Origin of the sequence: Paenibacillus sp. FSL H3-0286 (assembly GCF_045040705.1) — a bacterium.
GTDB lineage: Bacteria > Bacillota > Bacilli > Paenibacillales > Paenibacillaceae > Paenibacillus_AQ > Paenibacillus_AQ odorifer.
In genome coordinates this window covers 3,658,336-3,671,909 of record NZ_CP150285.1, presented here as the reverse complement: position 1 = coordinate 3,671,909, position 13,574 = coordinate 3,658,336, and the positions used below count along the sequence as shown (strand labels likewise).

Genomic DNA, 13,574 nt, shown 5'->3' with positions numbered 1-13,574 from the left:
CTACTGTACTAAAGTATCTAAATCAGGCTGCAATTTGTTCCGCAGAACATACAGCATGATGGCACCCACAAGGAACGCAACAGCATCTGAAATGACGAGCGACCAGACTACTCCGTGGAAACCGTTCATTCGATTAGCGATATGCAATACTGGAATCAGAGTAACACCTTGAATAATTGACATAATAAAGGCGGCGGTTCCTTGTGCTGTCGCTTGGAAGATCCCCGTAAACAACGCGGTCGTTCCTGAAATGAACAGGGATAAGAACGTTACATGAAGAATATAGCTGCCCAGTTCAATTAATTGCGGGTCATTCGTAAATAAACCGATTAAGTGGTCGGAAATCAGATATACAATAATGCCGAACACGGCTGCTAATGCCACAGTCACTTTGATTGTGAATGTAATGGTATGCTTCATGCGTAATTTATTGGCTGTAAAAGAGAAGGCAATCAGCGGCACGACTCCCTCACATAAGCCCATCAGAATAACCTCTGGAAATTGTAATAATCGTGATGAAATTCCGAAGGCCGCAATGGCCTGCTCCCCATATTCGACCAGAAAACGGTTAAAGATAAGTGACATTGCACCCATGAAGAGACTCATAACAAAAACGGGTACTCCAATTTTAAATACATTGCTGAGAATGTCTTTGGAAGCTTTGAACCATTTTACAGAGATGGTTAGGAATTGGCTCTTATATCCCATGTGGAAGGCGTAGAATGCACTTGCAACCAAGTTAGAAATGACTGTAGCAGATGCAACCCCGATCACGTCCCAATGGAAGACGAAAATGACTAGCGCATCGAGAATAATATTCACAACAACACTGAGAAGCATGCCGATCATCGAAGTGATCGCTGCCCCCTCCGAGCGCACGATATTCTCCAGCGTGAAGAATAGAACGACGAAAGGTGAACCAATAAGCATAATCGTGACATAGTCCTTCGTGAACCCGAAGGAGTCAGGCGTCGCTCCCAAGCCATGAACGATTGAATCGATCAACGGGATGCCGGCAGCCATCAAAATAAGACCGAGAGCTAAACTGCTGTAAAAGGCGAATGAAGACACATGCTTTACATCATCATATTTTTTCTCTCCCAGCAAACGGGAGATGAATGCACTGCTACCGATACCAATCAAGTTACCTAGCGCCATAATGGCGGCGAATAACGGTAAAGTTAGTGCGAGTGCGGTTAACATCGCAGTATTGCCCAGTGTACCAAGGAAATAGGCATTCAAAATGGAGTATATGACACTCATCGACATGCCTAGCATCATCGGTACTGCGAAGTGAGCTACGGCTTTTGCGACAGGTGCTTTTTCAAAGTAATGGAGGTTTTCTGCATCCATAAGGTTCACCACTATCTTTCTTTATTTTGTTTTTTGAAATTACTTAGAATTCTAACTATCGGTCCAATATGATCCGTGACGCAGCAACAAGCAAACCTGTACCCTAACGACGAGTTTTCAGATTTGGCGTACGAAATTTGACTATTCTTCAGTTTCACATTACGCTGCCTTTGCCGTTCATCTTTCTCTGGTGGAAAGGCAGCGCCTCAGCTACTGTTTGCTAAAAGACTTTAATTACTTATCGTCTGGGCCATGTGACTTGTCAGGTGACGAATTACTGTCATCGCTGGAAGGCCAGCCGAATCCGCGCATGTCACCACGCCCTTCTCCGCCAAATCCAGGGAACCTTCCGCTAAAGCGTTCGTCCCTAGAATTTCCCCACATTCTGTGCATTTGTCCGCGCATAGCCATCATTTTTTCAAATTCCTCTGTTCCCATACGCGCCTTGGCAGCTTCCATCCACATAGCCATCAAATCACGTTCTCCGTCCGATCCAAGTTCTTCCTCCAAAGCTGTAATGACGCGAGTTAGGTAATCCCCGAAAGCTATCTGCTCTTCTGGCGATAAGCGAGAAAATATGTTGCCGCTGTCTATCTCTTGTTTCTCTTCCTCTTGTCCTTTTTGCGTTAGGTAAATCAACATGATACGTTTGTCTGTTTCTGAGGGTTTACGGGTGATGTATTCTGCTTTCTCCAGTTTACCAAGCAATTCATTGAGGGATGATACACGGATGTCCAACATATAGGATAAGTCTTTGGTGCTGATACCGTCTTTCATCCGAAGAAACGCTAATATCCTCCCTTGCCCACGTGATGCGTCGGCCATAGGACCAACCGCGGCATGAGACTTCAAGTGTTGCCTTTGCAACAGCCATTGCAGTTTCGCGAGTTTTTCGTACAATTCAGTATTCATGTCCATAATGAATCCTCCATTAAGTTTTTACGGTACCTGTTTAACTTTATAACGGTACCTGTTGATTTGTATTATAACGGTACCTGTTAGATATGTCAAAATGTTTTTTTACAGGTACCGTTAATATGTTGTTTGACTGTTTATGGACGTGGCTTATAAGCTTGCAAACAAATACAAAACCCGCGCATTGCGCGGGTTATTTTAAAATTATATTGTGATTAGTTTTCATTTTTTATATCTGCAAGCAATCCTTCAAACCACTTCAGAGCGGTTTGCTCGCCTATTCGATGTGCCTTGATATTCTACTTATCACCGGCAAGTGTAAGCCACTTGCGGTTATGATGTTCCTGTACTTCAACGGGGGTATCGAAGAAATCACTCAAAACATCTGACTGCAAGCAGTTTACTGTCTCGTCACCTTTGTAGATTTCACCGTTCTTTACCAGCAGCGTGTGCGTGAAGCATGGTGTTATCTCCTCGATATGATGGGTTACATACAGCAAGGTTGGTCCACCAGGTTGCTTTGTTATCTTCTCGATCATCTGCAGCAGCTGTTCACGTGCAAAAATATCTAGTCCCGTGCACGGCTCATCAAGGATTAGTAGATCTGGATTGGCCATTAGTGCGCGTGCAATGAGGACTTTCTGACGCTGTCCTTGCGACAAGGTATCATATGTACGACCAGCCAAAGAAGAGCAGTCTAGAAACTCCATTAACTCCTCGGCTTGCTTTTGATCCTCTTCATTCGTCTTATCATACAGACCAATCGTCGCGAATTTTCCGCTTAGGACGATGTTCAGGGCAGTCTGATGGCCGTACAGCTTCTGCTGCAAGGAGGTGCTTACCCAACCGATTCGTTTGCGTAGCTCTCTCAAATCCACATCGCCAAAGCGATGGTCCAGCACTTCGACTTGTCCTGTTGTCGGCCAGATATAGCCGTTCACGACGTTTAGCATCGTCGTTTTTCCTGATCCATTCAGACCGACGATACACCAGTGTTGTCCCTGCTTCACTTCCCAATTCATATCGCGTAAGATCATTGTCGTATCACGTTGCCATGATACATTTTTGAGTGATATAATCATGCCCAATTTTCCCTCCTTAAACATGCTTCAATGAGTTCAATATTATCATGGTAAAGTCCTTCCCGTAAAAAAACATAAACGCAAGATTTTCTCGCCAGCGGTTCTACGGACAATTAATCTTTGATTCTCTGTTTGTTTCGGTATACTGTCGGAGGGATCCCGTTAAGCTGTTTAAAAATCTTACTGAAATGATATTCTTCGTAGTACCCGCATAATTTGGCGATTTCCTTAACTGGATAATCGGTAAAAACCAGATAACGACAAGCTTGCTGGTTCTGTAAGTGCATATGGTATTCCTTTGGCCCCATCCCCGTAAATTTCAGGAACATCTTCCGCAAGTAAGATGGCGAAATGCCGTATTTCTCCGCCAATTTCTCAATCCGGTGATGATCCTTATAGTCGTTCTCGAGAGTTTTCTTGATCTGTTCGAAGGCGGCGAAAGCTCCAGACTCCATCAGATTCCAGTCCGGTTGTACGGTCTGGTGCAGCATATGCAGTAGGATCTGCATTTTAGCCCGGGATACAGCTATGCCATCGGTTAGTCCGGGCAGCCAGTCCTGGTGAATCCCCCAGACCAGCTGGCTAATTTCCTCAGCTTGCTGTTGGTTATATTGGCTTAAGAAGGGAAGTCTCAGTTTTACGATTGGCTTGACTTCCTTCCATACCGCATCATAACCAAGCTCTGCACAATCGAAGAGCAACATCGTTATGCGAAGTGGAGCATCCATCTGCGAGCGCATGGACAGTTTAAGGCCTGGTTTTAAATAGATTAGCATTCCAGCCTCTACTTTGTGCTCAACATTGGTCAGGAAAACCCCTTTACCTTCATGAATCCAGTACAAGCTGTGCACATTTACCATGTTACGGATGTCCTCCCAGCCGGGATAAGTAGCTTTGTCGAGTACAAAATGGATATGCACTGTGAGGTCATTCAGCTTGTAATCATTTTCTTCCAATTAATAATCCCCTCCTGCTGCTAAAAGAGCGATTTAAACAAGACGGTAACGTTTTTTTCTATTCAATGCTTAAACTCCAAATGTTACTATCCATATTATCAAGATGTCTGAAATTCACAATACATTACAGGAAATAAAGGAGGAACACACTTGTTAAGGACTTTTAGCGAGTATCAAATTCGGAGAACTGCGCTGTTGGATGGGCCTTGGGATTTCATGAAGGATCCGTTAAATACGGGTGTTCAAGAAAAATGGTTTGAGCGATTTCCACATTCTTGGCAGTCTCTTTATGTGCCCTCGTGCTGGAATAATGAACTGGGAATGTACGATTATGAAGGTGTCGGTTGGTATCGTAAAAAAATACAGACTGTGAATTCGCAGCATGTCAGACTCATCTTTCATGCCGTGCTGGGCCACGCCGACGTCTATTTGGACGGGCAGCACCTTGGGTATCACTATGGAGGATTTACACCTTTTGAATTTATTGTTCCTTCCTTAGGGGCAGGAGAACATGAGATTATCGTCCGGACGGACAGCACCTTGGACCGACTTACGATTCCTACGGAGCAGGTGGATTGGTTTCATTATGGGGGAATCATACGGTCGGTGGAGCTGCAATATTTGCCTGAACTTTACATCGAACAACTGAAGATTGATTATGAACTGCATGGACCAGATGCCGATGTCACTGTTCAGGTGAGGCTCCATTCCTTCTTTAAGGAGCAGCACACTACAAAGATCACATTCTCCGAAAGCGGACATGAATTGCACTCGGAAGAAGTACAGATTGAAACTGGCCAGACCCTCAGTCATACGTTCAAGTTGCTTATGCCTGAAGTACGTTTGTGGAACGTAGGTCTTCCAGAACTGTATACCTTTCAACTGCGGACAGAGGAAGACGACAAGATTGAACGGATCGGTTTTCGCTATATTGAAACAAAGGATCATCGGATTCTAATTAACGGTTCACCCGTTTATCTTAAGGGTGTGAATAGACATGAAGAGCATCCTGAGTGGGGTTTCGCCTTCCCTCCGAAGCTGATGCACAAGGAGCTCAGTATCATTTTGGAGTTAGGTTGCAATTCCGTCCGGGGTTCTCATTATCCCCAAAGCCCATATTGGCTTGATCTACTCGATGAGCAAGGGATTGTATACTGGAGCGAAATTCCGATATGGGGAGCCTTTCTGCCGAACGAAACAGTAAGTGAGCCTCTCTTCCAGGAGCGTGCACTGACTATGATTGAAGAAATGATCAGCTTGCATATGCATCACCCAAGTGTGATCTTTTGGTCCGTTCATAATGAGATTGATACCCGGACGCAAGAAGCATATGCTTTCACACAAGCTCTAGTCGGATTGGTGAAGAAACTCGACAGTACTAGGCTTGTCACCTACGCTACGATGCATCCACTCGAAGATATTCTACTTCCTTTATTCGATGTTATCGGTATTAATAAATATTTTGGTTGGTACGAAGGCGATACAGCCAGCTTTAAAGACATGCTGGAACAGTTCCATGTGCGTGCGGAGCAGATGGGAGCCGGTGACAAGGTAGTGCTCATGACCGAATTCGGTGGTGCTGGACTATTTGGGGATGTGGGCTGGGAGCAGAGATTGTTCAGCGAGGATTATCAGGCAGATATTGTAACTGAAGCACTGGCGATCTTCAAAAATGATTCGAAAATTGGCGGGACTTACATCTGGCAGTTTGCAGACATCCGCGGCGATCTGAAGAGCAGCAGCAAGAACTTTCGCGACCGTGCCCGCGGCTTCAACAACAAGGGTCTGGTTAATGAATACCGCAAACCTAAACAATCCTTCCGTGAAGTGCGCCGTATCTATCAATCTTGGACAGATTAATATCCACATTGACTAAGAAGCCCATCGTCAACATGGTTTTTTTTAGTGTCTGCATTCTTAGTTCCTTACAGCTGGTGTCGGACGCGATATTTATATAGTTAAGCTGGGCGTATTAAGTCGGTTCTATTCTTCGCGTACTCGGGTAGCAGTAAGTTGATTGTCTATTTTCGGCATTCGATACAAGTGCTTGTCCTCTTACACTGCAGATAGATAAAGGAGTTTTAATCTAGAGTGATCAGTATGGTATGAATAATACTTGTTAATTTCCCATGGTCCGTTGCCGTTTTTACCATTGTACGTAGTCCTAACCAGGCATTCATTAAATAATGGGAAATAGCCTCGGGCTCCAGTGAAATTCTAAGTTCACCTCTTTGCTGGCCAGTCTGAACGAGGTCATATAACAACTTCTCCGTTTTTGAATAGCTATTCTCAACAAAGGATGCAACCTCCGGATCCAGTACTCCCAACTCCACACCCGAATTAACTATGAAACATCCTTGAGGTTCTCCTTCGCTCCTCATCGAAGATTCTAGAAATTGTCGAATGATCTCCTTTACGGGTTCTTGTTTCTCAACCAAGAATCTCATTTTTTTGTTTTGAGTAGATTCGTACCTTTGGAGTGCCGACAAATATAAGGCGTGCTTATCACCAAATGTATCATAGATACTTCTTCTGTGAATTCCCATACAGTCTACCAAATCTTGCATTGAAGTTTTCTCGTAACCTTGCATCCAAAATAGTTTTATCGCTTTATCTAGTACTTCATTAATTTCAAATTCTTTGCTTCTTGCCATTGTAATCACCTCAAGCAATCATTATACATTTAAGTAAACGATCCGCAAACTAATATATAAAACGTAAATAAAATCAAGCAAGATGCTTGATTTTATTCATAACATGATAACTTAACTGATGCTTACCGAAGAATTCTTACTTTGTCTGCTTATAAACAATCCAGAGTCCAATCTTTTTCCAGCGTATGCAAAAAAGTTGTACCCCACGTTTAAGAATAGGGAAGCCAGTTCTTTTTGCTCCAGTTTCTTCAACGATCGTTTTAGTGACTAATATCTAATTCGATTTAAAACTCAGATATAATTGGATAGATTTGATCTCTCAGATTGAAGTCATAGTTCTGGTCAACAATTCCTATCATATCATTGCTATCATAAAGCTCTACCATGAAACTCGCCATTTGTTTGGCAGTGTGGTATTTAGGCATGTTTGCTTTGTAATCAAATTCTTCAGCATCTATAGATTTCTTCACAAATTCCGTTTCAGTTATTGCTGGTGCTAAAACCTTTGCTTTTAATTTCGCGCCTTTAAGCTCTAGTTCCTTTGCAAGCCCTTCGGTGAAGGCACTAACATAATATTTAGATGCAGAATAAGCAACGCTCCCAACAGCAATGGCATATCCGAGTGCGGAGGATACGTTAATTAACTGAGTTCCTTCTACATCAGCATAATCTCGCACAAATAGTGTAGAAAGGATCGTCAAGGATTCGATGTTAACACGTAACATAATTTCAACTTTATCTAAATTCTGTTCTACCACAAAAGAAGCTTCACCAAGTCCTGCATTATTAATCCAGGTTTCTATTTGGTATTCCTTCAAAGTGTTATACAGTGTGTGAGCCTGCTCTGTAACAGACAGATCACTTGAACGAACAATAACATCTACATTAGGATCAATATTCTGAATTGTTGATTTAAGTTCTTCTAATTTATCTAATCTTCTAGCTACCAAAATTAAATTTTTACCGCGTGCAGCAAACGCTAATGCTGTTTCATACCCAATTCCTGAGCTTGCTCCTGTAATCACTGTATATTTCATATTATTCTCTCCCTTTTAAGTTTTTTGATCATTTAACAACATTTCAATAGAGTTTTGTTCACGATTAAACTTGTATCTCATTCATCCCTCCCTTAATAAATTTCTTCAAAATATTCAAGAACGATCATTCTAGTTAAGGTAAAAAAACTACACTATTAACTCTAATTTGCATCAGTATATCAATTCTAGAATGATCAGTAAAGAATTTTTTGACAACAATTGAGCCCCCTCCTTAAAATCTGATAATAACTTTCCCTTTAGGATGACCTTCAGCAACAAAATTCAGTGCTTCGTTAATATCTTCTATATGGAATTCTGTAGGGTCCACTGCTGGTACAATCCCATTATCTTCAATAATCTTCGTAATTTTCTTTAATTGTTCGCCATCACTGCGAACAAAAATGAAATGATATTGAATCTTCTTTTTCTTCGCTTTATGATCATACTTAGCCCCGGCGATGGTGAAGAGCTTTTGTTTCCAGCCAGAGAAGCCCAAATCTTCTGCAAAACGTTTGTTAGGACCGGTCCGCAGAGAAAGAAGGCGGCCTCCTGCTTTAATAATTGAAAGCTCATGATCAAATTCGCTGGATCCTAAGGTATCCATCACATAATCAACATCACTAAGCTGTTCCCAATAGTTCGTAGTCGTATAATCAATATATTGGTCTGCACCAGCGGCCATTGTCCGTTCACGTGCTCCTGGATTTCCACTGATGATGACCTTGAGCCCCATGCTTTTGGCGATAGGAATGGCCATTTGGCCAAATGAACCAGACCCTCCAGGGATAAACACGCTTTCGCCTGCTTTAGCATCTAATTCTTCATTTAATCCTTGATAAGCTGTTAATCCTGTTAATGGCGCAGCAGCACCAGTCACAAAATTCAGATTGGCAGGTAGGTACCCGATGGCATCTGCATTAATTGCCGCGTATTCCGCAAAGGCACCGATTTTTTGTAGTGGCAGACGTGAATAAATTGCATCGCCAACTTTGAAACCTTGCACCTTCTTACCCACTTTTTCAATAACACCCGTCAGCTCGTTACCAAGTACTAATGGGAATTCATAATCCTGAATCAGCTTTACACTTCCGGTACCAATGAGCAATTCCAAATGATTAACTGCTGCTGCTTTCACCTGGACCAAGACTTCGTTATCACTTATTTCTGGGATTGGAATATCGTTCACTTTTACTATGAACTTTTTTGAATATTTGGTGATCTGTGCTGCTTTCATGATAAATGACCTCCTATGCGTTAAAAAAGTAACATTTATTTATTTTTGTAACTTACACAACAAGCATAAAACTATAAGTTACAAAAGTCAACAATTGTTACTGGATATTTCATATGTTAAAATACTCGCAAGTGTATAAACGACAAAAAGGAATTTATTGAAGAAAGAAGGGTTGACAGTCGGTGGCTAAAATCACTCAAGAGCTTGTTATTGAAACAGCTGAGGCATTAATTAAACGCACGGAAAAATCCGAAGTGACACTCTCACAAATTGCGGATGAATTAAGTATCACCCATGCAGCGCTCTATAAGCACTTTAAAAATAAGCAAGAGCTCTGGGCAGCTGTATCTAAGAGCTGGTTCAACCGGATGATTTCAGAACAAATTAAATTAGATATGACTAATTTAACTAAACCGCAAGAATTGCTTCACGATTGGCTATGGGCATTTGTTAACGCAAAAAAACGCGCTTATAACGAGAATCCCAAGATGTTTGCCTTGAATACTCAATACGTGGATAGCAATCCACTGGTATTACGCGATGTTCTCTGGGATTCCTACCAAATCATTGACGGCTTCATGGACTATCACGATCCCCACTTGGAACGGGCTGAGGCGATTCTCTCTGCGTTTGCAGTATTTAGCCTCCCATCCTTCAAAGAATCCTGGAATTTACCTGACTACCAAGACAGGTTTGAACGCATCTGGAGTTTAATCAAACAGGGTCTATGAATTCAAATCCCTTAGTTTTAAAAAAATTATTCTTCAATCATAAACATGGTCCAGAAGCTTCTGTCTTCTGAAGTACTGCAGTTACTCTCCCACTTTTGTCCGGTTCCGCCAATTTTCGTAAACTCGGAATAAAATTATCATTACGAAGTCCTGCTCCGATGGAATACGCGGAACTCCTCACTGAGTATGCCAACATGTGCAGGTTACGGACGACTTCTGGAACCTGTGGCTGGTGCTAGATATGCGCCGCACGGCGTAAACCTTTATTGGTTCTTCTAAGATTACAACTTATAAAAAGAGGTCTGTTGTAATAAGACAGATCTCTTTTTTATTCCTTATTTTCATTCAGCGGATTATCGAATTAATAAATATCGTTAAAGTGCAAGCGGATTACAATATCCAGATCGTAATTGCCGAATCTCGAACCATAGAGTGTCCATTCCCCCTACAGTTCCCTTTAGCTCTAAAAAGTTTAGCTTTTTTCTCGGCTTCTATTCCCAAGCCTGTAAGTCCAAGCAACCCTAAGAGACCCAACCACCTCATATTAGTGCCTCGATTCTCATCCCCGAGTGCCTGCGCTCGGTAATTTCCATTCTCGACCGCTGTTGAATTATGATTACCCGTTGCATTAACATTCCTTTCATTCAGGTTATCATTTGTTTGATTAGCCGAGCACTTACCAAAGGTGTTGGAAGTCTTAATGACTCCCAATCCATCCCTGCCTTGATTGGAGATACACTCCACCATCTCCAGTGATAAGCAACTTCATTGAATGCAAAGGCAATTATACTTGCAATCATCACGTTGAAAAACATTTGATTCCTCCACAACTCGTGTTCAATTTTATCGTTCCTTATTTTCACATTTATCCTTAAACTTGCACGGATGACGACGCCTCAAATTGACATACCAATTTTATGTGAAAAGCTGCAATTTCCGTGTTTTTGTGGGCATGCTAATGTTTGTTCAAATTCAACAATAAAGGAGACTGTTTATGACAGGGATTCTAGGCGGTAACCCCAAAGAAGAACCGATGCATTATGGAGAGATTTTTACGGTTTGGCAAGCCTCTATGGTAGCAAAGGGAGCACTCTCTTGTTACAGAGCTTATATGTATCACGCTGGTGACAATGACCTGAAAAAAATATTAGGAGCTTTAATTGATCAAGCGGAGCTTGAAATCAGTGAGTGTGATACACTGCTCTCAGAGCAAGGTATTGCATCTGCACCAGTAATGCCAAATCGGCCCGATGCCAAGCTTGAAGATATTCCTGTAGGGGCACGTTTCACAGATCCTGAAATTGCTGCCAAACTTGCAGCTGATAATGCTGTTGGACTTGTGGCATGTAGTCAGGCAATGGGACAATCGATCAGAGAAGATATAGGGGCTTTGTTTGCTAAATATCACCTTACCAAAGCAGCCATCGGCCTTAAAATTCTACATTTGACTAAGAAAAAGGGCTGGTTGATTCCTCCACCTCTTCTTGTCAAACGACCTGAATCCGTTAAGGCGTAATTCTACTCACTCTTCAGCTTCTTATAAAAGAAGGCCTGCAATCATCCGCGGGCCTTCTTTTGCTTGTCCTACTACTACCTTTATTAGAATATGTTATCTATATTAAGGAGGAGGACAACATTAACGTATTTATAGGTTATATGATTCTAGGATTATCCCTCTCGGCACCTCTCGGACCCATTAATGCAGCACAGCTGGACAAGGGACTCCGCGGAGGATTTATGCCTGCCTGGATAGTTGGTTTAGGGGCGGTTAGTGCCGATATCATCTATATGCTGCTTGTTTATTTTGGCCTCATTCATCTGCTGGATGCTCCGTTTGTTAAAGTGTTTTTATGGTTGTTCGGATTCTTTGTCCTCGTCTATTCAGGTGTAGACAGCATTAAAAATACAAGAGAAATTTCAGGGATTGAGATGAGGGGAAACGATGTCTCACTGTCCAAATCTTATCTTTCGGGATTTCTGATGTCCTTGTTTAATCCCCTCTCCATCCTTTTTTGGCTGGGTATATACGGCTCAATATTAGCTAATGTGGTTAGCGAGTATCCAATTCAGCAGTTATTGATCTACAGTGGAGCGATCGTCCTCGGGATTTTACTCTGGGATGTAGCCATGGCTGCCGCCTCCAGCCTCTTTCGGGGCGCTGTTCTTTTAAGAATAGCTAGGATACCCAAACGTGCTTCTACAATCATTTATCTCACTCCTAAATACTCCAAACCGTATCCAGCAGCTCGTCCACTGCTTGAATTCTGTTCACAGAGGGTGTTTGTATTAAATTCCCTCTGACCATAACCATAGCTACATTCGACAAAGCTTTTATGTTCTCCAATGGGTTTTACTCCATCATGATTAAATCCGCATATTTGCCAACTTCTATTGTCCCTGTCTGGTGATCGATTCCCAAAATCTCTGCATTTGATTTGGTTACTAGTTCAATAACCTGACTTACGTTCAGCTTTGTTTGTCGCATGAAATGATCAAGCTCACGCCAAAGATCATAGTGGGTTACATAGGACATAGCGGCATCCGTGCCCACACCAATTTTGATATCATGTTCTATAGCCTGCTGTAGCCCTTTTAACATAGAGCCATACACAAGCCGGGCATTTTCCTTAACGGTTGTATTCAACTTTGTCAGGCTCGGATCTAATTTCGCACTGGGATAAGCTGCTTGTAAAGTAGGGATCACAGCGGTGTAGCCCTTTAAGGCTCTGGGATTATTTTTGTACAGCCTGATCATTTCCTCATCCATCTCCGCGCCGTGTTCAATAGTATCCACCCCACCCTTTAACGCAACTCTTACACCTTCGGTACTTTCTGCATGTGCCGCCACACGCATCCCAATTTTATGAGCTTCCTCGCAAATCGCAGCCACCTCTTCTTCCGTCATTTGCAAGCGGCCTGCTTCTCCGACCCTTTTGGCATCGGTAACCCCGCCAGTTACACATATTTTGATTAGGTCCACTCCGTTTTTTACATTGATTCTTACATTTCTTCTCCCTTCCCATGGTGAATCACCGACCAAAGCCAAATAAGGTGCACCGTGGCCATTCGTTACGCTCAGGAAATACCCGGATACCAAAAGATTAGGTCCAATAAATTGATTTGCCTTAATCTCATCCCTCAAAAGAACATCAGTATAAAAAAATTCACCTATGCTACGCATCGTTGTTACTCCGGAATGCAGTGCGGTTAGGGCATTGTTTTTCATCCGTTTCTTCAATACGTTTCTGCCCAGTCTCGTATCCAAAATATGATGAAACGCAAAATTCAGCAGCCCTTCACTGGCAGACAGCGTAAACAACTTCCCATCGGCAAAAAGATGGGCATGCGCATTGATGAGACCGGGCATCACATATTTCCCCGAACAATCGATCGTTTGGTAATGGGTCGGGACAGTTACAGCGCTTGCTTTCCCGATCTCTTGAATCAATCCGTTTTCCTGAATCAAAATAGTCATATGGGTTTCTGTGCCTTTTATTGCATCTCCATATATAACATTGCAGTCCTTAAACGCAAAACCTATCTTCATCGTAGCTTCCCCCGTTTCATGATTACACCTTTCAATAGTGAATTAACTATTCATTATTGGATTAA

At 42.3% G+C, this 13,574-nt stretch carries 13 protein-coding genes; 4 read left to right on the top strand and 9 right to left on the bottom strand.

Annotation, left to right across the window (positions count from 1 at the left end; all coding sequences use genetic code 11):
* The 4 genes from MHB37_RS16505 to MHB37_RS16490 all read right to left on the bottom strand — a co-directional run bounded on the left by MHB37_RS16505 (position 1) and on the right by MHB37_RS16490 (position 4,306).
* Entirely contained in the window at positions 1 to 1,353 is a 1,353-nt protein-coding gene (locus MHB37_RS16505) for an MATE family efflux transporter (RefSeq protein WP_340918861.1), read from the bottom strand.
* 234 nt (positions 1,354 to 1,587) lie between these two features.
* Positions 1,588 to 2,271: a MarR family winged helix-turn-helix transcriptional regulator gene (locus MHB37_RS16500; RefSeq protein WP_076130492.1), complete on the bottom strand. Its 684-nt coding sequence runs from the start codon at positions 2,269 to 2,271 to the stop codon at positions 1,588 to 1,590.
* 296 nt (positions 2,272 to 2,567) lie between these two features.
* The gene (locus MHB37_RS16495; protein WP_076130491.1) at positions 2,568 to 3,350 is read right to left on the bottom strand and encodes an ABC transporter ATP-binding protein; all 783 of its coding nucleotides are present in this window, start codon (positions 3,348 to 3,350) and stop codon (positions 2,568 to 2,570) included.
* Between the two features lie 113 nt (positions 3,351 to 3,463).
* Entirely contained in the window at positions 3,464 to 4,306 is an 843-nt protein-coding gene (locus MHB37_RS16490; RefSeq protein WP_076184951.1) for a helix-turn-helix transcriptional regulator, read from the bottom strand.
* A 150-nt stretch (positions 4,307 to 4,456) separates the two neighbouring features.
* Here MHB37_RS16490 and MHB37_RS16485 point away from each other — a divergent pair, with 150 nt between their 5' ends.
* Positions 4,457 to 6,166: a glycoside hydrolase family 2 protein gene (locus MHB37_RS16485; RefSeq protein ID WP_076130489.1), complete on the top strand. Its 1,710-nt coding sequence runs from the start codon at positions 4,457 to 4,459 to the stop codon at positions 6,164 to 6,166.
* Between the two features lie 221 nt (positions 6,167 to 6,387).
* Here MHB37_RS16485 and MHB37_RS16480 read toward each other — a convergent pair whose 3' ends face one another.
* The 3 genes from MHB37_RS16480 to MHB37_RS16470 form a co-directional block, all read right to left on the bottom strand.
* A complete protein-coding gene (locus MHB37_RS16480; protein WP_405168260.1) occupies positions 6,388 to 6,960 on the bottom strand; it encodes a TetR/AcrR family transcriptional regulator in 573 nt (190 codons plus the stop codon).
* A gap of 284 nt (positions 6,961 to 7,244) precedes the next feature.
* Positions 7,245 to 7,997 carry an SDR family oxidoreductase gene (locus MHB37_RS16475; RefSeq protein WP_076130487.1) on the bottom strand — a complete coding sequence of 251 codons (753 nt, stop codon included), beginning with the start codon at positions 7,995 to 7,997 and terminating at the stop codon, positions 7,245 to 7,247.
* A 232-nt stretch (positions 7,998 to 8,229) separates the two neighbouring features.
* Positions 8,230 to 9,231, bottom strand: a complete 1,002-nt coding sequence (locus MHB37_RS16470) for an NADP-dependent oxidoreductase (RefSeq protein WP_076184955.1) — start codon at positions 9,229 to 9,231, stop codon at positions 8,230 to 8,232.
* A 182-nt stretch (positions 9,232 to 9,413) separates the two neighbouring features.
* Here MHB37_RS16470 and MHB37_RS16465 point away from each other — a divergent pair, with 182 nt between their 5' ends.
* Positions 9,414 to 9,962, top strand: coding sequence for a TetR/AcrR family transcriptional regulator (locus MHB37_RS16465; RefSeq protein ID WP_076130485.1), 549 nt, complete (start codon positions 9,414 to 9,416; stop codon positions 9,960 to 9,962).
* A gap of 644 nt (positions 9,963 to 10,606) precedes the next feature.
* Here the strand turns inward: MHB37_RS16465 and MHB37_RS16460 are convergent.
* Complete coding sequence (locus tag MHB37_RS16460) at positions 10,607 to 10,777, bottom strand: hypothetical protein (RefSeq protein ID WP_175617339.1); 171 nt, start codon at positions 10,775 to 10,777, stop codon at positions 10,607 to 10,609.
* A gap of 179 nt (positions 10,778 to 10,956) precedes the next feature.
* Here MHB37_RS16460 and MHB37_RS16455 point away from each other — a divergent pair, with 179 nt between their 5' ends.
* Positions 10,957 to 11,478 carry a DUF3231 family protein gene (locus MHB37_RS16455; RefSeq protein ID WP_036677170.1) on the top strand — a complete coding sequence of 174 codons (522 nt, stop codon included), beginning with the start codon at positions 10,957 to 10,959 and terminating at the stop codon, positions 11,476 to 11,478.
* Between the two features lie 59 nt (positions 11,479 to 11,537).
* Entirely contained in the window at positions 11,538 to 12,263 is a 726-nt protein-coding gene (locus MHB37_RS16450; RefSeq protein WP_405168259.1) for a LysE family transporter, read from the top strand.
* 49 nt (positions 12,264 to 12,312) lie between these two features.
* Here MHB37_RS16450 and MHB37_RS16445 read toward each other — a convergent pair whose 3' ends face one another.
* On the bottom strand, positions 12,313 to 13,509 hold the full coding sequence (locus tag MHB37_RS16445) for an amidohydrolase family protein (protein WP_340918853.1): 1,197 nt from the start codon (positions 13,507 to 13,509) through the stop codon (positions 12,313 to 12,315).
* Positions 13,510 to 13,574 lie beyond the last annotated feature (65 nt).